Consider the following 18,755-nt stretch of genomic DNA (forward strand, 5'->3'; position numbering starts at 1 on the left):
GCGCTGAGTTGTTCCAGGAACAACTCAGCGCTCGGCGAGGGGGAAGGGGAAGGGGGGAGCTGTGCGGCGCGCGCTGGGACGTGCGTCCCGGACGTGGGCTACAGGCCGATGAGGGCGCCGAGCTGGGCCTTCATCTGCTCGAGGCGCTCGGCGGCGGCGCGGCGGGCGGCGGGCAGGCGGTCCTGCTCGCTCACCGGCTCCACGGCCTCGAGGTAGCACTTGAGCTTCGGCTCGGTGCCGCTGGGCCGGATGATCGCCCGGTCGCCCCGGGCGGTGAGGTAGACCAGCCCGTCGGTCGGGGGCAGCCCGTCCTCGCCGACGGAGAGGTCGACGGTCCGCACGACCGGCGAGCCGGCGAGGGACTCCGGGCCGCTCTCGCGCAGCCGCTTCATGGCCGGCGGGATGACCGAGACGTCCTCGACGCGCAGGGTGAGCGGCGCCGTCGCGTGCAGCCCGTGCTGGAGGGCCAGCTCGTCGAGCACGTCGAGGAGCGTGCTGCCCCGGTCGACGAGCTGGGAGGCGAGCAGCGCCACCCGCACGGCCGCACTGATGCCGTCCTTGTCGCGCACGGCCTGCGGGTCCACGCAGTAGCCCAGCGCCTCCTCGTAACCGAAGACGAGCCCCGGCACGCGGCTGATCCACTTGAAGCCGGTGAGCGTCGTGCGGTGCTCCAGGCCGTGGGAGGAGGCGATGCGCGCGAGCAGCCGCGAGGACACGATGGAGCTGGCGAGCACCCCGTGCCCGGACACCGCCGCGCTGATCGCGGCCTGCTTGCCCAGGAGCGCACCGACCTCGTCGCCGGTGAGCTGGCGCCAGCCCTCGACCGTGCCGGTGTCCGGCACGGCCACCGAGCAGCGGTCGGCGTCGGGGTCGTTGGCGATGACGACGTCGGCCTCGACCTGCTGCGCGAGGCGGAAGGCGAGGTCGAGGGCGCCGGGCTCCTCGGGGTTGGGGAAGACCACCGTGGGGAACTCGGGGTCCGGCTCGGCCTGCTCGGCGACGACGTGGACGTCGGTGAACCCGGCGGCAGCGAGGGCGGCGACGGCCACCTCGGCCCCGACGCCGTGCATCGGGGTGTAGACGATCCGCAGGCTGCGGGCGTAGCCGTGGGGGACGAGCGAGGCGACCCGGGCGACGTACTCCTCGGTGATCGAGGGGTCGAGCACCTGCCAGCCGTCGGCGGGCCGCGGGACGTCCTCGAGGGGCCCCACGGCGGCGATGCGCGCGGCGATCTCGGCGTCGGCCGGCGAGACGAGCTGGGCGCCCTGCCCCGAGTCGGTGACGACCCGCCCGCCGAGGTAGACCTTGTAGCCGTTGTCCTCCTTGGGGTTGTGGGAGGCGGTCACCATGATCCCGGCGTCGGCGTCCAGGGCCCGCACGGCGTAGGCGAGCACGGGGGTGGGGCCGACGGTCGGCATGAGCATCGCCTCCCCGCCGGCTCCGGTGACGACGGCGGCCGCGTCCTCGGCGAAGCGCGCCGAGCCGTGCCGGGCGTCGTAGCCGATGACGACGCGGGGCGCGGCGCCCCCGAGCTGCTCGTTCAGCCACGCGGCGAGTCCCGCCGTCGTGCGGATGACGACGGCGCGGTTCATCCGGTTGGGACCCCCGCCGATCGCTCCGCGCAGCCCGGCGGTGCCGAAGGCGAGGGGGCCCGAGAACCGGTCCTCCAGCTCAGCACGCGCCTCGGGGGCCTCCGGGCCGCCGGTCGTGGCACGCTCGAGGAGCACCCCCAGCTCGTTGGCGGTCTGCGGGTCGGGGTCCTCGGCGATCCAGCTCCGGACGACGTCGACATCCATGAATGGGTTCCTCTCTCAGATACGACGGACGATGTCTGCCAGCAGCCGGGAGATCCGCGGGCCGGCAGCGCGGCCGGCCTCGATGACCTCCTCGTGCGAGAGCGGCTGGGCACTGATGCCCGCCGCCTGGTTCGTCACGAGCGACAGGCCCAGGATCTCCAGGCCCACGTGCCGCGCGGCGATGGCTTCCAGCGTCGTCGACATCCCCACGAGCGTGCCGCCGAGGAGCGCGACCATGCGCACCTCCGCGGGCGTCTCGTAGTGGGGGCCGGGGAGCTGGACGTAGACGCCCTCGGTGAGGGTGGGGTCGACCTCCCGCGCGATGTCGCGCAGCCGCGGGGAGTACAGGTCGGTGAGGTCGACGAAGGTCGCGCCCTCAAGGGGCGAGGCGGCCGTGAGGTTGATGTGGTCGGAGATGAGCACCGGTGTGCCGGGCGCCACCGCCGGGTCCAGGCCCCCGCAGCCGTTGGTGAGGACGAGGCGCTGCACACCGGCCGCGGCGGCGGTCCGCACGCCGTGCGCGACCGCCCGCACGTCGCGCGACTCGTAGTAGTGCGTGCGCGAGCCGAGCACGAGCGCGTGGCGCGCCTCGCCGTCGGCGTCGATGCGGATCGAGCGGATGGTGGCGCCGTGGCCGGCGACGACGGGGGCGCGGAAGCCCGGCACCTCCTCGGCGGGCACCTCGGCGACGGTCTCGCCCAGGAGCTCGGCCGCCCCTCCCCAGCCCGAGCCGAGGACGAGGGCGACGTCGTGACGCGCCACCCCGGTGAGCGCGGCGAGGCGGTCGGCCGCCTCACGGGCCAGGGCGAAGGGCGCGTCGTGGTCCGGTGTGCCGGTGGGGGTGACCATGCCCCGACGTTACCGTCCGGGGTGCTCGGCGGGCATGCTGCGGGACAAAGGCGGCACAATGCCTGCGTGAGCACATCGACCGACGAGCACCGGCCCGCCGCGGACCGCCCCGCCCCGACCGCCCCCACCGAGGGACGCCGTACCCAGGACGCGGCCGGCAGCTCGCCGGTCCGCGCGGGCAGCCGCGTCGTCATCATCGGCGGCGGGCCCGGCGGCTACGAGGCGGCGCTCGTCGCCGCGCAGCTCGGCGCGCGGGTGACGCTCGTCGAGCGGCAGGGCACCGGCGGGGCCGCCGTCCTCACCGACGTCGTCCCCTCCAAGACCCTCATCGCCACCGCCGAGTGGATGACGACGACGGAGGCCGCCGCCGAGCTCGGCATCCGCGGCGGGGGTGGCACGTCCGTCGACATGGCCGCCGTCAACCGGCGTGTCCTCGCGCTCGCCGAGCGCCAGTCCCAGGACATCCGCGCCCGCCTCGAGCGGGAGGGCATCCGGGTCATCGACGGCACCGGCCGGCTGGCCGGCCACCTCGGCAGCACCGGCACCCGGCCCGTCCACGTGACGACCGCCGACGGCGAGGAGATCGAGCTCGTCGCCGAGATCGTCCTCGTCGCCACGGGCGCCACCCCCCGCGTCCTGCCGGACGCGCAGCCGGACGGCGAGCGCATCCTCACCTGGGCGCAGATGTACAACCTCACCGAGCTGCCCGAGCACCTCGTCGTCGTCGGCTCCGGCGTCACCGGCGCCGAGTTCGCCGGCGCCTACAACGGCCTCGGCGTGCCCGTCACCCTCGTCTCCAGCCGCGACCGGGTGCTGCCCGGGGAGGACGAGGACGCCGCCGAGCTCATCGAGAACGTCTTCCGCAGCCGCGGCATGACCGTCCTGTCCCGCTCCCGCGCCGCCGCCGTCCGCCGCGTCGGGGACGGCGTCGAGGTCGAGCTCACCGACGGCCGCGTCGTCACCGCCTCCCACTGCCTCGTCGCCGTCGGCGGCGTGCCGAGCACCGCGGGCCTGGGCCTGGAGGAGGCCGGTGTCGTGCTCCGCGACAGCGGGCACATCCAGGTCGACCGCGTCTCCCGCACGACGGGGGTGCGCGTCTACGCCGCCGGCGACTGCACCGGCGTGCTGCCCCTCGCCTCCGTGGCGGCGATGCAGGGCCGCATCGCCATGTGGCACGCGCTGGGTGACGCCGTCTCCCCGCTCGACGTCGACGCCGTCACCGCCAACATCTTCACCGCCCCCGAGATCGCGACCATCGGCGTCGGTGAGCGGGAGGTGCACGACGGCGAGGTCGACGCCGTCATCACCCAGCTGCCGCTCGCCCGCAACCCGCGGGCGAAGATGCTCGGCATCCGCGAGGGCTTCGTCAAGGTCATGGCCGACCGGCACTCCGGGGCGGTGCTCGGCGCGGTCGTCGTCGCGCCGCGCGCCAGCGAGCTCATCTTCCCGCTCGCCGTCGCCGTCACGCAGCGGATCACGGTGGACCAGCTCGCCAACGTCTACACGATCTACCCCTCGCTCAGCGGGTCGATCGCGGAGGCCGCCCGCACGCTCCACCAGACGGGGGAGTGAGCGCATGACCGCCCCCGCGCTCCCGGACCTGCGCACGGCCGACGTCGTCGACCTCACCCGCGCCCTGTGCGACATCCCCTCCGTCTCGGGCGAGGAGGGGCCGCTCGCCGACGCGATCGAGGCCGCTCTCGCCGGCCTGCCGCACCTGGAGGTGCTGCGCGACGGTGACGCCGTCATGGCGCGCACCCGGCTCGGCCGCGAGCGTCGGGCGGTCGTCGCCGGCCACATCGACACCGTGCCGGTCGCCGGCAACCTGCCGAGCGAGCTGCGCACCGTCGACGGCGAGGAGGTGCTGTGGGGCCGCGGGAGCGTCGACATGCTCGGCGGCGTCGCCGTCGCCCTCCACCTCGCGGCGCGGCTCACCGCACCCGCGTGGGACGTCACGTGGGTGTTCTACGACAACGAGGAGGTCGAGGCCGAGCGCAACGGGCTCGGCCGCCTCGCCCGCCACCACCCGCAGTGGCTGGCCGCCGACTTCGCCGTCCTCGGGGAGCCGAGCAACGGCGGCATCGAGGGTGGCTGCAACGGCACGCTGCGCGTGTCCGTCACGACGGCGGGACGCGCCGCCCACTCCGCCCGCGCCTGGCGCGGGGTCAACGCCATCCACCTCGCCGCGCCCATCCTCACGCGCCTGGCCGAGTACGAGCCGCGCTCCGTCGAGGTCGACGGCCTCGTCTACCGCGAGGGCCTGTCCGCGGTCGGCATCAGCGGCGGCATCGCCGGCAACGTCGTGCCCGACTCCTGCGAGGTGCTCGTCAACTACCGCTTCGCGCCGTCGTCCTCGCTCGCCGAGGCCGAGGCGCACGTGCGCGAGGTGCTCGCCGGCTACGACGTCACCGTCGTCGACGGTGCCTCCGGGGCCCGCCCCGGCCTCGACGCCCCCGGCGTGGGCGACTTCCTCGCCGCCGTCGGGCGCGTGACGGGCGGCGGCCCCGCCCCCAAGTACGGGTGGACCGACGTCGCCCGCTTCGCCGAGCTCGGGGTGCCGGCCGTGAACTTCGGGCCCGGTGACCCGTCCCTGGCCCACGCCGACGACGAGCACTGCCCCACCGCCCAGATCCGTGACTGTGCCACCGCCCTGGAGGCGTGGCTGACCGAAGGAGCACGATGAGCCGGTCCTACAACCGCAACGGTTCCGCAGGCGCGAGCCGCGAACCCGAGCGCCCTTCCGTCCGCGACAGCCGTGACGCCGACGTCTACCGCAAGGGGCCCGTGACGCTGCGCGGCGCGCAGATCCCCGCCGAGACCTCCGACGAGCGCCTGCTCGCCAAGGACGGCGACGCCGACTGGGTCCACTCCGACCCGTGGCGCGTCATGCGGATCCAGAGCGAGTTCGTCGAGGGCTTCGGCGCGCTCGCCGAGCTCGGCCCCGCCATCAGCGTCTTCGGCTCGGCGCGGACCGGTCGCGACTCCGCGGAGTACCGGATGGGCGAGGAGGTCGGGCGCCTGCTCGTCGAGGCCGGCTACGCCGTCATCACCGGAGGTGGCCCCGGCGTCATGGAGGCCGCGAACAAGGGTGCCTGCGAGGCCGGCGGGGTGTCGGTGGGCCTGGGCATCGAGCTGCCCTTCGAGCAGGGCATGAACGAGTGGGTCGACCTCGGGGTCAACTTCCGCTACTTCTTCGCCCGCAAGACGATGTTCGTCAAGTACGCCCTCGGCTTCATCGTCCTGCCCGGCGGCTTCGGCACCATGGACGAGCTGTGGGAGGCCCTCACCCTCGTCCAGACCGGCAAGGTGAACTCCTTCCCGATCGTGCTCGTCGGCTCTGAGTACTGGGGCGGGCTGCTGGCCTGGGCACGCGACACCATGGTGCGGGCGGGCACGATCGCCGAGGCGGACCTCGACCTCATCCAGGTCGTCGACACCGCCGAGGAGGCCGTGGACCGCGTCCGTGACCGGCTCGCGCTCATGCGGGACGAGGCGGAGTCGCAGGCCCGCACCGCGGAGGAGGCCTCGACCTCCTGAGCGTCCCGGGCGCCCGTCGCAGCGCCCCGACCTGCACCGTTGCCCCGAGCGCACACCGCCGCGGGGGAGGGGTGGACTAGACTGGTCCCGGTGCGCCGCAGACCCTGCGGCACGACACGTCGATCGAATAGGGGTGCCAGATGGCCGCGATGAAGCCGAGGACCGGGGACGGGCCGATGGAGGTCACGAAGGAGGGACGCGGCATCGTCATGCGCGTTCCCCTCGAGGGTGGCGGTCGCCTCGTCGTCGAGCTCACGCCCGCGGAGGCAGGCGAGCTCAGCGAGGCCCTCAGCGCCGTCGCCCCCGCCTGACCGTTGACCTCCCTGAGCGAGCTCGGCCTCGCCGAGCTTCCCGAGGTCGTCGGTGAGGCCGGTTCGCTCGACGGCGCCGACCTCACCCAGGCCGGCGCCGTCGTCGTCGCCGTCGCGCCCGCCGGCGCCGGCGAGGAGGGCGTCGAGCCCCGCCCCGGCACGGCGGACGCCGCCGCGCGCTACGGCATCGACCTCGTCGACCTCGCCGCGCGCCACGGCCTGACCGGACGGGCGGGGGAGTCGGCGGTCCTCGACCTGCCGCGTGCCCTGCCCGGCCGCGACTTCGGCTGGAACGAGCTGCCGGCCCGCCTGGTGCTCCTCGGCGTCGGCGACGCCGGCCCGGACGCCATGCGCAAGGTCGGCTCGGCCCTGTGCCGCACGACCACCGGGCTGGGCACGGTCGTCACGCCCATCGGCGCGCTCGCCGGCACCACCGGCCTGGCCGCCCTGCTCGAGGGCTTCTGGCTCACCGCCTACCGCGGCCCGCGCATGGCGCAGTCCCCGCGACCGGGCAAGCCTGCCGCCTCCCGGCTGGTCCTCCTCGGCAACGACGCGGACACCGCCGTCATCGCGGCGGCGCGCACGGCGGCCACCGCCACGGTGCGGGCCCGCTTCCTCGCCGCGACGCCGTCCAACGTCAAGAACCCGCAGTGGCTGGCCGAGCAGGCCCAGGCGCTCGCCGCGGGTGTCCCCGGCGTGAGCGTCGAGGTCCACGACGAGGCCTGGATCCGGGCGCAGGGGATGGGCGCGCTGCTCGCCGTCGGCTCCGGCTCCGCGACCCCGCCGCGGCTCGTCACGGTCACCTACAGCCCGCGCCGGCGCGGCGGGCGGACCGTCGCGCTCGTGGGCAAGGGCATCACCTTCGACACCGGCGGCATCTCGATCAAGCCCCGCGAGTCGATGGTCGGCATGAAGACCGACATGGCCGGCGCCGCCGCGGTGCTCGCGACCGTCCTCGCCGCCGCCGAGCTGCAGGTGCCCCACCGGGTGGTGGGCGTGCTGGCCCTGGCGGAGAACGCCTTCGGCGCCTCCTCCTACCGGCCCGGCGACGTCGTGCGCGCCTACGACGGCACGTCGATCGAGGTCTCCAACACCGACGCCGAGGGCCGCATGGTCCTGGCCGACGCGATCGCCTGGGTGCGTGACACCGCACGGCCCGACGTCCTCGTCGACGTCGCCACGCTCACCGGCGCGGTGACGCTGGGCCTGGGACGGACCCACGCCGGCCTCTACGCGACCGACGAGTCCCTGGCCGCCGCCCTCCAGGCGGCGGGCGAGGTGAGCGGCGAGCGGACGTGGCGCCTGCCCCTGGAGGACTCCTACCGGCACGCCCTGGACTCCGCCGTCGCCGACATCTCCCACCAGGCGCGCGACCCGCACGTCTCGGGAGGCTCGATCACCGCGGCCCTGTTCCTCCAGCACTTCGCGGGGGACACCCCGTGGGCGCACCTGGACATCGCCGGCGCCGGTCGCGCGACCAAGGCCCGCGACGAGATCCCCGAGGGCCCCACGGGCTACGGCGCCCGCCTCCTGCTCCGCTGGCTGCAGGACCTCGCCTAACCCCCAACCCAGCGCATATGCGCGAAATCCGCGGCTCCGGAGACTCCGGAGCCGCGGATTTTCCGCATATGAGGTGGAGAGGGGGGCGTCAGTTTTCCGTGATCAAGGGGTAGACGCCGTTCTCGTCGTGGACCTCGCGGCCGGTGACGGGCGGGTTGAAGACGCAGATCGTGCGGATCTCGGTACGCGGCCGGACGACGTGCTTGTCGTGCTCGTTGAGGAGGTACATCGAGCCCGGACGCAGCTCGTGCGTCTCGCCGGTGCCGAGGTCGGTGATCGTGCCCTCGCCCTCGACGATCATCACGGCCTCGATGTGGTTGGCGTACCAGAACTCGTTCTCGGTGCCCGCGTACAGCGTGGTCTCGTGCACCGAGAAGCCCACCTTGTCCCGGGCGAGGATGATGCGCTTCGAGCGCCAGTTGGGGGTCTGGATGTCGAACTCGGTGTCGTCGAGGTCGTGGAAGCTACGAACGATCATGGTCAGTTCTCCTGGTTCTCGAGGACGGTGACGACGGCCTGCTCGAGGATGCGCATGCCGGCCTCGAACTCCGCCGGGCTGATGGTGAGCGGGGGCAGCAGCTTGACGACCTCGTCGCCCGGTCCGGACGTCTCCACGAGCAGGCCGTTCGCGAAGGCCTCCTGGGTGACCCGGCCGGCGAGCTCGCCGGAGGGGAACTGCAGCCCGCGGGCCAGGCCGCGGCCCTTGGCCACGAGGCCGTGGCTCTCGTAGCGGGCGACGAGCGCGTTGAAGCGCGACTCGATCGCCATGCCGCGGGAGATCGTGCTGCGCTCGAGCGCGTCGTCGGACCAGTAGCGACGGATCGCCTCGGTCGCGGTGACGAAGGCGGGGTTGAAGCCTCGGAAGGTGCCGTTGTGCTCACCCGGCTCCCAGATGTCGAGCTCGGGGCGCACGAGGGTCAGCGCCATCGGCAGGCCGTAGCCGCTGATCGACTTCGACAGCGTGATGATGTCGGGGACGATGTCGGCCTCCTCGAAGCTGAAGAAGCCTCCGGTGCGGCCGCAGCCCATCTGGATGTCGTCGACGATGAGCAGGATCCCGTGCCGCTTGCACAGGCCGGCGAGGTTGCGCAGCCACTCGGCGCGGGCGGCGTTGATCCCGCCCTCGCCCTGGATGGTCTCGACGATGACGGCGGCCGGCTGGTTGAGGCCGCCGCCCGAGTCGGTGAGCAGCCGCTCGAGGTAGAGGAAGTCCTGGACGTCGCCGTCGAAGTAGTCGTCGTAGGGCATCGGTGTCGCGTGGACGAGGGGGACGCCCGCCCCGCCGCGCTTCATCGCGTTGCCGGTCACCGACAGCGCGCCCAGGGTCATGCCGTGGAAGGCGTTGGTGAAGCTGATGACCGACTCGCGGCCGGTGACCTTGCGGGCGAGCTTGAGCGCCGCCTCGACGGCGTTGGCGCCGCCCGGCCCGGGGAAGACGACCTTGTGGTCCAGTCCGCGTGGGCGCAGGATCGTGTCGGCGAAGGTCGTGAGGAACTCGTCGCGTGCCGCGGTGAACATGTCGAGCGAGTGCACGACGCCGTCACGCGCGAGGTAGTCGATGAGCACCTTCTTCAGGGCCGGGTTGTTGTGCCCGTAGTTGAGCGAGCCGGCGCCGGCGAAGAAGTCGATGTAGGGGTTGCCGTCGGTGTCGTACATCGTCGCGCCGACGGCGCGGTCGAAGGTGACCGGCCAGGAGCGGGAGTAGCTGCGGACCTCGGACTCGAGCTCGGTCGTGGTCGTGGTCGGGCTGGTGATCGTCATCGGGGAGGCTGCCTTTCGTGGCGGTACGGACGCGTGCGGGTGTGGGTTCAGCTCTCGATGGGCTCCAGGGGGCCGATCCTCACCAGCCCTTCGGTCTCGTGTCCGGCGTCGGGGAAGTCCGCGGCGGCGAAGAGCTCGCTGCGGACCAGAGGGGCGCCGCGCTCGGCGGCGAAGCTCTCGAAGAGGCGCTGGGAGGCGGTGTTGTCCGCGGTGATCGAGGCCTCCACGAAGCCGGCGCCGGCGGCGGCGTCGGCCAGGAGCCGGGCGGCGAGCCGGCGGCCGCGCTGGGCCGGGTCGACGGCGACCTGCCAGACGAAGAGCGTGCTCGGCTCCTCGGGGCGGCGGTAGCCGAGGAGGAAGCCCACGACCTCACCGTCGACCACGGCCACCCGGCAGGTGCGCGCGAAGTCGCGCGCCAGCAGGAGGTAGGCGTAGGAGGTGTTGAGGTCCAGGGCACCGGAGTCGCGGGCGAGGCGCCACATGTCGGCGCCCTCGGCGGGCTCCGGGGCCCGGACGGTCACGGGCGGGTGGCCGCTGCCTGTGTCGGGTGCGGCGGCGGACGGGACACGGGGTGCTGCTGGTGTGGCGGGGGGCATACGGCCAACCACGTTAACGAGGTCCCGCGCCGTCCGACAGCCGACGGGAGCGGTTCGTCGGCGGCCGGGGTCGTCCGCCGCGCGCCGCCGCACCGGCCGTATCGCGTGGCACCGTGCGGGAAGGTCCGCCCGTGCTCGAGACGCTTTCGGGAGGGGAAAATTGCGTCCACATGGTGAGAAATTTCCTCAAGTGTGACCTGGACCATGCGCACCACCCGCCCGCGGCGCCCCCGCCGGAGTCAGCTCACCGAGACGAGACGAGACGCGGCGAGGTGCGGCGGAGCGCGGCGAGTGGAGCGAGCCGCGCCGATGACTACCGCCCACCCACCCGCCCCCCACGTGCCCCACCCCACGTGCGCCGACAACTGGATCCCGCCCGGTGCGGGATCCAGCTGTCGGTGGCGAGGGGGTCGGAGCGGGGCGGGCGGGTGGGTCAGCGGCGTGTGCGGGCGGTCTGCGTCGCGCGCTCGCCGTCCTGCTGGCCGTCCTTCTCCGCCCGCCGCTTGGCCCGCTCGAGGGCGCGCTCGCGCATCGCCCGGGCCTGGTCCTCGAGCTCGGCCGCGCGCTCCTCGCTGCGGGTGAGGTTGTCACCGGACTCCGGGTCGAAGAGGTGGAGGGAGGCGGGGTCGAACCACAGCTCGGCCGGGTCGCCGGCGCGGACGGTGCTCGCCGCGTCGAGGGAGATGATGAGCTGGGTGCGCATGCCCTCGCCGTCGAGGTCCCGGTCCAGCTCCTCGAGCTGCGCCTGGACGGCCTCGTGGGTCTCGAAGGGGATGTAGGCGTAGAGCACCTCACCGAGCCACTCGGTGACGTCGACGTCGACCTCGAGGCGCACCCCGGCGTCGGCGCGGTCGGGCTCCATCGTGTCGACGTCCTCGAAGGCGTCCGGGCGGATACCGACGATGACGACCTCACGGTCGCCGACGGCGGCGCGCATCCGCTCGTCCATGGGGACGTCGACGATGGGCAGGCGCAGGACGTCGCCCTCGACGATCCCCGGCAGGAAGTTCATCGGCGGGGAGCCGATGAAGCCGGCGACGAAGAGGTTGATCGGCTGGTCGTAGAGCCCGCGCGGGCTGGCCACCTGCTGCAGCTCGCCGCGCCGGAGCACGGCCACCCGGTCCCCGAGGGTCATCGCCTCGGTCTGGTCGTGGGTGACGTAGACCGTGGTCGTGGCGAGGTTGCGCTGCAGGCGGGCGATCTCGGTGCGCATCTGCCCGCGGAGCTTGGCGTCGAGGTTGGACAGCGGCTCGTCGAAGAGGAAGGCCTTGGCCCGCCGGACGATCGCGCGGCCCATGGCGACGCGCTGGCGCTGACCGCCGGAGAGGTTGGCGGGCTTGCGCTCGAGGTGCTCGTCGAGCTCGAGGAGCCGGGAGGCCTCCCGGACTCGCTCGTCGATCTGCTCGTCGGTGTACTCACCCTTGGCCAGGCGCAGCGGGAAGGCGATGTTCTCGTAGACCGTGAGGTGGGGGTACAGCGCGTAGTTCTGGAAGACCATCGCGAGGTCGCGGTCGCGCGGCGCCTTGTCGTTGACGACCTCGTCGGCGATGCGCAGCTCGCCGTCGCTGATGTCCTCCAGCCCGACGATCATCCGCAGCAGGGTCGACTTCCCGCAGCCGGACGGGCCCACGAGGATGACGAACTCGCCGTCGGCGATGTCGAGGCTCACGCCCTTGACCGCGGTGAAGCCGTCCGGGTAGGTCTTGACGACGTTGTCGAGGGTGATCGATGCCATGGCTGGACTCCTTCTCGTTCGGGCCTCAGCCCTTGACTGCGCCTTGGGTGAGGCCGGACACGATGCGCCGCTGGAAGAGCAGGACGACGATGACGACCGGCACGGTGACGACGATGGCCGCCGCCGAGATCGAGCCGGTGGGCTCCTCGAACTGCGAGGCGCCGGTGAAGAAGGACAGGGCCGCCGGCACGGGCCGGGCGGCGCTCGTCGAGGTGAGCGAGATGCCGTAGACGAAGTCGTTCCACGCGATGAAGAAGGCGATGATCGCCGTCGTGAACACGCCGGGGGCGGCGAGCGGGACGACGGCCTTGCGGAAGGCCTGGAACGGGGTGGCGCCGTCGACCTGGGCCGCCTGCTCCAGCTCCCAGGGGATCTGCCGGAAGAAGGCCGCCAGGGTCCAGATGGAGATCGGCAGGGTGAGGGACAGGTAGGGGATGACGAGGCCGGCCCAGGTGTCGTACAGGCCGATCGAGCGCCAGAGGTTGAACAGCGGCGTGACGATCGAGACGACGGGGAAGACCGACACGGCCAGGGCGGTGGTGAGGATAACCCGCTTGCCCCGGAAGTCCAGCCGCGCGATGGCGTAGGCGCACAGCGTCGCGAGGAAGACGGCGATGAAGGTGGCGATGAGCGAGATGCCGATGGAGTTGCGCAGCGAGGGCAGGAAGAGGTCCTGGGCGCTGCCGCCGGGCGCGAGGATCGTCTTGTAGTTCTCCAGCGTCCACTCCTCGGGCAGGAAGGTCCCGGAGAAGAGGCCGGCCTGCGTCTTGAACGAGGTCATGGCGATGGACACGACGGGGAACAGCGACCACACGAGGACGACGAGCGTGATCGCGACCCACCCGATCTTCTGCTTCGTGGACAGGCCCCTCATCACTTGCCTCCCGTCGAGCCGGCGAGATCGACCTTGAAGCCCTTGATCGCGATGCCCGCGATGATGAGCACGCAGAGGAAGAGCAGCACCGAGATCGCCGAGCCGAGGCCGATCTCGAGCCGCCCTATCGAGGTGTTGTAGGCCAGCAGCGAGAGCACCTCGGTGTCGTTCGCGCCGTTGGTCATGATGTAGACGTTGTCGAAGATCCGGAAGGCCTCCAGCGCCCGGAAGAGCACGGCGACCATGATCGCGGCCTTCATGTTCGGCAGGATGACCCGCTTGAGGACCTGCCAGCCCGTGGCGCCGTCGACCTTCGCCGCCTCCTCGAGGTCCCCGGGCACCTGCGCGAGGCCGGACAGGAGGAGCAGGGAGATGAACGGGGTCGTCTTCCACACCTCGGAGGCGATGATGACGAACAGCGACGTGCCCTGCGAGGAGAACCAGTTGAGGTCCTCGGTGATGCCCGGCACCCAGTCGAACCAGTTGTTGACGTAGCCGCCGGAGTTGATGTCGAAGGCGTAGAACCACGCGAAGGCGGAGACGACGGTGATGATGCCGTAGGGCACGAGGATCGCCGTGCGGATGAGGCCGCGGAGGTTCTGGATCGCGCGGTGCATGACGAGCGCGAGGAGGAAGCCGAGGACGAGCTCGATGAGGACGGTGATGATCGTGATGACGATCGTGATCCACAGCGACTGGAGGAACGCGGGGTCGCCGAGGACCACCTGGTAGTTGCGGAACCAGATGAGCTCGGTCTCGTCCGGTGCCGTGAGGCGCAGGCTGAACAGCGAGTCGTACAGCGCCTGGAGGATCGGGTAGAGCGTGACCGCCAGCATGATGAGGAACGCGGGCCCGGCGAGGTACCAGCCGAGCCGGGCCTCGGAGCGGGAGCGGTCGGAGCCCTTCCTGCCGCGCGGGCGGGAGTCCGGCCGGGGCGTCGGGGCGTCGGGACGCCGGTCCGCTGCGGGCCCGGCCGCGGGGATGTTCGAGCTCATAGCAGCCTCTCGTCTCGCAGGACCGCGGTGATGAAGTCCGCCGAGGACCCGGGGGTCTCCTCGGGGTCGACCCCCGCGGGCGGGTGCCAGGTCTCCTGCAGGCCGATCGAGACCTCGTTGTAGTAGGGCGTCTGGGGACGAGGAGCGGCGAGCTCCAGGGACTCCCGGATGGTGTCGGCCATCGGGAAGTCCTCCTGGACCCGCTCGTCCTCGTAGGCCTCGACGGACGACGGCGGGTTGCCGTTGGTGACGAAGTACTCGGCCTGGTGCTCGGGCCGGGTGATGCACGCGACGGCGGCGTACGCGGCGTCGACGTGCTCGCTGAAGGCACTGACCCCGAGGTTGATCCCGCCGACGGGCGGTGCGGCGTCGGTGCCCTCGTCCATCCGCGGGTAGATGGCCCAGCCGATGTCCTCGACGATGTCGGGGTCCGAGCCGTTGATGGCGGGCCACACGAAGGGCCAGTTCACCATGAACGAGCCGTCGTCCCCGCGGAAGAGGTTCATCGACGCGTTCTCGTCCGCCGTCGGGAACCCGGAGCCGGCCAGGCCGCCCTGCCCGATCTGCTGGAGCACGGAGGCGGCGGCGCGGCCGGCGTCGGAGTCGAGGTCGATCTCCACCTCGTCGGCCTCGGCCTCGGGGTTGGCGATGACCTCCCCGCCGGCGGAGGTGATGAGCGCGTTGATCCACACGGTGAGCGACTCGGCCTTGGCGCCCTGGACGCCGAGGAGCAGCTCCTGGTCGGTGGCCACCTCGATGAGCTGCTCCCAGGTGACGGGCTGCTCCATGTCCAGCCCGGCCTCCTCGGCGACGGACTTGCGGTACCAGAGCAGCTGGGTGTTGGCCCAGAACGGGACGGAGACGAGCTCCCCGTCCCACGTCGCGGAGTCCACCGCGCCCTGGACGACGTCCTCGGTCTCCTGGAGGTCGTCGGGGACGGGGGCGAGGAAGCCGGCGGCCGCCATCTCGGGGATGAACGGCGGGTCCAGGCTCATGATGTCGATCGACTCGTCGGAGGCCGCGAGGCGGCGGGCGAGCTGCTCGCGCTGGGACGCGGCGTCGCGGGGGAGCAGCGAGGTCTCGATGCGGTACTCGCCCTCGGCCTCCTCGGTGCACGTCTGGGCGAGGGCCTCCTGGCCGCCGTCGTCGGGGTTGATGTACCAGGTGAGCACGGGGGGTCCGGACTCGCTGGCGCAGGCGCTGAGCCCGGCGGCCAGGGCGAGCGTCAGGACCGTGATCGTCGTCCGCGGTCGTCGCACGTGCCCTCCTCGGCGTGACGGTCGGCCTGCGGCGGCCGACGTGTGGCCCATAGACAACACCGAGAGTGCGGTGTCCGCATCCCGAGAGCGGGCCCGGGGTCAGCGGGCGGGGCGGGGGCGCGCCGGGGTGCGCGTGCAGAGGTCGAGGAGGAGGCCCGCGGTGAGGAGGGTGACGGCCGCGACCCCGAGCACGGCGCCGCCGTAGGCGACGATCAGCTCGGCGCGGCTCGCGCCGGTCGCGGGGAGCCCGGACGTGACGACGAGCGAGACGGCAGCGAGCAGCGCGCTGACGCCGGCGGCGAGGAGGACCAGCCGGCGCGTCACCGCGGTGGGGCGGTCCCCGGCACCGTGCACGGCCGGTCCGGCGACGAGGACGGCGAGCGCGCCCCAGAGGAGCACGACGAGCATCGCCGCGGCGACGTCGGAGGCGCGGTGCCAGCCGTTGACCATCGTCGCGAGCCCGGTCCCGCCCGCGTAGGCCCAGCCCGCCAGCGCGGCGGCCCAGCGCCAGCGCGGCGGCGCGACGAGGACGGCGACGGCGGCCACCGTGCCGGCCACCGTCGTGTGCCCGCTCGGCAGCGAGTTGGCGACGGCCTCGGAGATGTCGAGGTCCGGGCGGGTGAGGACCTGGTACTTGAGGACCTGCGTCGTGACGTTGGCGCCGCCGACGAGGAGCGGCACCGCGAGCGCGACCCGCCCCTGCCGCTGCAGCAGGGCGACCGCGACGCCGACGACGATGACGACGATGAGGAAGGGCACCGAGACGACGTCGAGCACCGTCTGGCTGCCCTCGGACAGGCGTCGCCGGCCGATCCGCGACCCCTCGAGCGCGGTGCTCTCCACCTGCTGGCCCAGGGCGGTGGTGACGAAGACCCACCACACGGCGAGCACGCCGACGGCCGCCAGCACGGCGGTGAGGGCGGCGTCCCGGCGCAGCGTGCCGGCGGACGGGCCGCCGCTCACGCCCGGGACGGCTCCCCGCCGTCGGGCTCGCTCTCCTCGCCCTCGGGCTCGGTCTCCCCGCCGTCGGGCTCGGTCCCCTCCGCCCGGCCGTCCGGGGACTGCTCGGTGCGCAGGAAGGGCAGCTCGGCGGTCGCGTTCGGGTCGAGGTCCTCGTCGGCGGCGGATGCGTCGTCGCCGTCCTCGGCCCAGTCCTCGGGCCGGCCGGGGACGACGACGGGCTCGCGGTGACCGATCGGCTCCGCGTCCCGGACCTGCTCGGCGAGATCCTCGAGCATGTGGACGGCGTCCGCGACGACCTGCTCGTTGGACGTGTTGACGCCGTGCATGAGCCAGCGCGCCAGGGCGAGCTCCCCGACGAGCTGGGCCCGGTCGAGGAGGTAGGTGTCGGCGTTCTCGGGGCGCGCGAGGGCGTAGGCCTCCTCGATCGCGTCGAGGCACTCCTCGGGAGCGCTCGCGAGCAGCCAGGCGAGGTCGACGGCGGGGTCACCCACGTGGGTGTCGGAGAAGCTGATGACCGCGCTCACCTCACCGTCCTGGACGAGGACGTGCTCCTCGGCGAGGTCCCCGTGGACGGGGGTGGTGCGGAAGCGCCACAGGGCGACGTCCTCCAGGGCCCGCTCCCAGCGGGCCAGCACCACGGTGGGCACGTGCCCCGTGCGGGCGGCGGCGTCGACCTCGGCGAGGCAGCGCTTGCGGTACTCGTCGGCGTCGTAGACCGGCAGGCCGGCGTCCTCGACGATCCGCGCCGGCAGCTCGTGCAGCGCCGCGAGGCTGCGCCCCAGGTCCGCCGCGAGCCCGGGCCCGGGGCCGAGGCGCTCGAGGTCGAGCGGGCGTCCGCGCAGCTGGCGGTAGACCATCGCGCGCCCACCCTCGGGAAGGGCGGCGAAGCCGGCGGGCTCGGGCACGGCGAAGGGCAGCGCGCCGTCGCGGACGTGTGCCGCGAGGGCGCCGAGCAGTGCGACCTCCGCCTCGAGCGACGCCCCGGCCGAGGCGTGCAGGGGGCAGCGGACCACCCAGTGGCGTCCGCCGGAGTCGAGGACCCCGGTGACCTGGAAGTCGGCGGTGGTGCTCTGCGGGGAGCGGGTCGCGACGACGTCGAGGCCCGGCACCGCCGCAGTGGCGAGCGCCGCCAGGGCGAGGGGGGATCTACGTGTCACGCCCCCAACCGTAGGACCCGCGTGCCCTCCTCACCCGCGGCACCCGCGGCGCGCCCCCAGATCGGGGTGCGGATACGGTGCCCGGGTGGCCCTCACCCAGCTCCCTCTCGCCCGGACGACCATCGACGCCGACGGCGCCTCCCGCGCCCGTCCCGGCCTCCTCGGGGAGCTGCGGGAGGACCCGGGCACGCGCGTCCTCCTCGTCCACCGGGGCCAGGTCGGGGCGGGGGAGGACGGTCTCGTCCTGCTCCCCGCGGCTGACGTGCCGGCCGACGCGTGGACGGCCGAGCAGGTCCACTACCTCGGCCGGGAGGGGGACGCGCGTTTCGTCGCGCTCGTCCTGCCCGGCCACCTCGGCTCCGAGCGGGACCTCGACGGCGCACCGGTCGACACCGACGCGCCGCTCGTGGCCCTCCTCGCCGGCGTCGGGATGCGCAACCTGCGGGAGATCGGGGACCGGCTGAGCGACCGGGACACCGGGCTGGGCACGACGGCGGTGGCGCTCGCCGCGTGGCACGCGCGCAACCCGCGCTGCCCCCGCTGCGGGGAGGCGACCGAGGTGCTCGAGGCGGGGTGGGTGCGCCGCTGCGTCGTCGACCACTCGCTGCACTACCCGCGCACCGACGCCGCGGTCATCATGGCGGTCGTCGACGCCGAGGACCGCCTGCTGCTCGGGCACGCCGCCCACTGGCCCGAGCACCGCTTCTCCACCCTGGCCGGCTACGTCGAGCCCGGGGAGTCGCTGGAGGCGGCGGTGCGGCGGGAGGTGGCCGAGGAGACCGGCGTCGTCGTCGACGCGGTGCGCTACGAGGGCAGCCAGCCGTGGCCCTTCCCCTGCTCGCTGATGACGGCCTTCCGGGCGGACGTCGCCGCGGGGGCGGGCACCGAGATCACCGTCGACGGCGTGGAGCTCACCGAGGCGCGCTTCTTCACCCGCGCCGGGCTGGCCGCCGCCGTCGCCGAGGGGACCGTGCTCCTGCCCTCGCTGTCCTCGATCGCCCGCTCGCTCATCGAGGACTGGTACGGCGGCCCGCTGGCGGCCGGCCCGTCCCCGGCATGAGACAAGGTGTGGGGTTCCGGACCTCGGAGGTCCGTCACCCCACACCTTGCGTCCGGCTGCGGCCCGGGGCTCAGCCCAGGCGGGTCCTCACCTCGTTGAGGGAGGGGTTGGTCGCGGCGGAGCCGTCGGGGAACAGGACCGTCGGGACGGTCTGGTTGCCCCCGTTGACCTCCTCGACGAAGCTCGCGGCCTGCGGGTCCTCCTCGATGTTGACCTCGCGGTAGCCGATGCCCTCGCCGTCGAGCTGCTTCTTCAGCCGGCGGCAGTACCCGCACCACGTGGTCGTGTACATCGTGATCGTG

18 protein-coding genes are annotated in these 18,755 nt (G+C 73.3%); 6 read left to right on the plus strand and 12 right to left on the minus strand.

Annotated features, from left to right (window positions below; translation table 11 throughout):
* Positions 1-98 precede the first annotated feature (98 nt).
* Together H9624_RS12680 and H9624_RS12685 are read right to left on the minus strand one after the other, a co-directional pair.
* Positions 99-1,796, minus strand: coding sequence for a phospho-sugar mutase (locus H9624_RS12680; RefSeq protein ID WP_251840258.1), 1,698 nt, complete (start codon positions 1,794-1,796; stop codon positions 99-101).
* A 15-nt stretch (positions 1,797-1,811) separates the two neighbouring features.
* Positions 1,812-2,645, minus strand: coding sequence for a purine-nucleoside phosphorylase (locus H9624_RS12685; RefSeq protein WP_251840259.1), 834 nt, complete (start codon positions 2,643-2,645; stop codon positions 1,812-1,814).
* Between the two features lie 195 nt (positions 2,646-2,840).
* Here H9624_RS12685 and H9624_RS12690 point away from each other — a divergent pair, with 195 nt between their 5' ends.
* The 5 genes from H9624_RS12690 to H9624_RS12710 all read left to right on the plus strand — a co-directional run bounded on the left by H9624_RS12690 (position 2,841) and on the right by H9624_RS12710 (position 8,053).
* Positions 2,841-4,217: an NAD(P)H-quinone dehydrogenase gene (locus tag H9624_RS12690; RefSeq protein WP_504740258.1), complete on the plus strand. Its 1,377-nt coding sequence runs from the start codon at positions 2,841-2,843 to the stop codon at positions 4,215-4,217.
* Positions 4,218-4,221: 4 nt separating this feature from the next.
* Entirely contained in the window at positions 4,222-5,328 is a 1,107-nt protein-coding gene (gene dapE / locus H9624_RS12695) for a succinyl-diaminopimelate desuccinylase (protein WP_251840260.1), read from the plus strand.
* Entirely contained in the window at positions 5,325-6,182 is an 858-nt protein-coding gene (locus H9624_RS12700; protein ID WP_251840261.1) for an LOG family protein, read from the plus strand. Before dapE ends, H9624_RS12700 begins: the two co-directional genes overlap by 4 nt.
* A gap of 140 nt (positions 6,183-6,322) precedes the next feature.
* Entirely contained in the window at positions 6,323-6,493 is a 171-nt protein-coding gene (locus H9624_RS12705; RefSeq protein WP_110852098.1) for a DUF3117 domain-containing protein, read from the plus strand.
* A gap of 3 nt (positions 6,494-6,496) precedes the next feature.
* Positions 6,497-8,053: a leucyl aminopeptidase family protein gene (locus tag H9624_RS12710; RefSeq protein WP_251840262.1), complete on the plus strand. Its 1,557-nt coding sequence runs from the start codon at positions 6,497-6,499 to the stop codon at positions 8,051-8,053.
* Between the two features lie 88 nt (positions 8,054-8,141).
* Here H9624_RS12710 and H9624_RS12715 read toward each other — a convergent pair whose 3' ends face one another.
* The 9 genes from H9624_RS12715 to H9624_RS12755 form a co-directional block, all read right to left on the minus strand.
* The gene (locus H9624_RS12715; protein ID WP_251840263.1) at positions 8,142-8,531 is read right to left on the minus strand and encodes an ectoine synthase; all 390 of its coding nucleotides are present in this window, start codon (positions 8,529-8,531) and stop codon (positions 8,142-8,144) included.
* Between the two features lie 2 nt (positions 8,532-8,533).
* Positions 8,534-9,814, minus strand: coding sequence for a diaminobutyrate--2-oxoglutarate transaminase (ectB, locus tag H9624_RS12720; RefSeq protein ID WP_251840264.1), 1,281 nt, complete (start codon positions 9,812-9,814; stop codon positions 8,534-8,536).
* A gap of 47 nt (positions 9,815-9,861) precedes the next feature.
* Positions 9,862-10,335, minus strand: coding sequence for a diaminobutyrate acetyltransferase (ectA, locus tag H9624_RS12725; RefSeq protein WP_251840265.1), 474 nt, complete (start codon positions 10,333-10,335; stop codon positions 9,862-9,864).
* Between the two features lie 508 nt (positions 10,336-10,843).
* Positions 10,844-12,145: an ABC transporter ATP-binding protein gene (locus H9624_RS12730; protein ID WP_251840266.1), complete on the minus strand. Its 1,302-nt coding sequence runs from the start codon at positions 12,143-12,145 to the stop codon at positions 10,844-10,846.
* Positions 12,146-12,170: 25 nt separating this feature from the next.
* Positions 12,171-13,019: a carbohydrate ABC transporter permease gene (locus H9624_RS12735; RefSeq protein ID WP_251840267.1), complete on the minus strand. Its 849-nt coding sequence runs from the start codon at positions 13,017-13,019 to the stop codon at positions 12,171-12,173.
* Entirely contained in the window at positions 13,019-14,014 is a 996-nt protein-coding gene (locus H9624_RS12740; RefSeq protein WP_251840268.1) for a carbohydrate ABC transporter permease, read from the minus strand. Before H9624_RS12740 ends, H9624_RS12735 begins: the two co-directional genes overlap by 1 nt.
* Positions 14,011-15,324, minus strand: coding sequence for a sugar ABC transporter substrate-binding protein (locus H9624_RS12745; protein WP_286011194.1), 1,314 nt, complete (start codon positions 15,322-15,324; stop codon positions 14,011-14,013). The genes H9624_RS12740 and H9624_RS12745 overlap by 4 nt, the downstream gene beginning before the upstream one ends.
* Positions 15,325-15,372: 48 nt before the next feature.
* Entirely contained in the window at positions 15,373-16,236 is an 864-nt protein-coding gene (locus tag H9624_RS12750; protein ID WP_251840270.1) for a phosphatase PAP2 family protein, read from the minus strand.
* Positions 16,233-17,393, minus strand: a complete 1,161-nt coding sequence (locus H9624_RS12755) for a macrolide 2'-phosphotransferase (RefSeq protein ID WP_251840271.1) — start codon at positions 17,391-17,393, stop codon at positions 16,233-16,235. The genes H9624_RS12750 and H9624_RS12755 overlap by 4 nt, the downstream gene beginning before the upstream one ends.
* A gap of 85 nt (positions 17,394-17,478) precedes the next feature.
* Between H9624_RS12755 and nudC the strand changes: the two genes are divergently transcribed.
* Entirely contained in the window at positions 17,479-18,453 is a 975-nt protein-coding gene (nudC, locus tag H9624_RS12760) for an NAD(+) diphosphatase (protein WP_251840272.1), read from the plus strand.
* A 70-nt stretch (positions 18,454-18,523) separates the two neighbouring features.
* Here nudC and H9624_RS12765 read toward each other — a convergent pair whose 3' ends face one another.
* Entirely contained in the window at positions 18,524-18,745 is a 222-nt protein-coding gene (locus H9624_RS12765; RefSeq protein ID WP_251840334.1) for a mycoredoxin, read from the minus strand.
* Between the last annotated feature and the right edge of the window lie 10 nt (positions 18,746-18,755).

It is taken from the genome of Oceanitalea stevensii, assembly GCF_014837105.1.
Lineage (GTDB): Bacteria > Actinomycetota > Actinomycetes > Actinomycetales > Actinomycetaceae > Oceanitalea > Oceanitalea stevensii.

Excerpts from the sequence above, each read along its gene's own strand:
- H9624_RS12680 (WP_251840258.1), bottom strand. The coding sequence starts at position 1,796 with ATGGATGTCGACGTCGTCCGGAGCTGGATCGCCGAGGACCCCGACCCG.
- H9624_RS12685 (WP_251840259.1), bottom strand. The coding sequence starts at position 2,645 with ATGGTCACCCCCACCGGCACACCGGACCACGACGCGCCCTTCGCCCTG.
- dapE (WP_251840260.1), top strand. The coding sequence starts at position 4,222 with ATGACCGCCCCCGCGCTCCCGGACCTGCGCACGGCCGACGTCGTCGAC.
- H9624_RS12700 (WP_251840261.1), top strand. The coding sequence starts at position 5,325 with ATGAGCCGGTCCTACAACCGCAACGGTTCCGCAGGCGCGAGCCGCGAA.
- H9624_RS12705 (WP_110852098.1), top strand. The coding sequence starts at position 6,323 with ATGGCCGCGATGAAGCCGAGGACCGGGGACGGGCCGATGGAGGTCACG.
- H9624_RS12715 (WP_251840263.1), bottom strand. The coding sequence starts at position 8,531 with ATGATCGTTCGTAGCTTCCACGACCTCGACGACACCGAGTTCGACATC.
- ectB (WP_251840264.1), bottom strand. The coding sequence starts at position 9,814 with ATGACGATCACCAGCCCGACCACGACCACGACCGAGCTCGAGTCCGAG.
- H9624_RS12730 (WP_251840266.1), bottom strand. The coding sequence starts at position 12,145 with ATGGCATCGATCACCCTCGACAACGTCGTCAAGACCTACCCGGACGGC.
- H9624_RS12735 (WP_251840267.1), bottom strand. The coding sequence starts at position 13,019 with ATGAGGGGCCTGTCCACGAAGCAGAAGATCGGGTGGGTCGCGATCACG.
- H9624_RS12740 (WP_251840268.1), bottom strand. The coding sequence starts at position 14,014 with ATGAGCTCGAACATCCCCGCGGCCGGGCCCGCAGCGGACCGGCGTCCC.
- H9624_RS12745 (WP_286011194.1), bottom strand. The coding sequence starts at position 15,324 with ATGGGCCACACGTCGGCCGCCGCAGGCCGACCGTCACGCCGAGGAGGG.
- H9624_RS12765 (WP_251840334.1), bottom strand. The coding sequence starts at position 18,745 with ATGTACACGACCACGTGGTGCGGGTACTGCCGCCGGCTGAAGAAGCAG.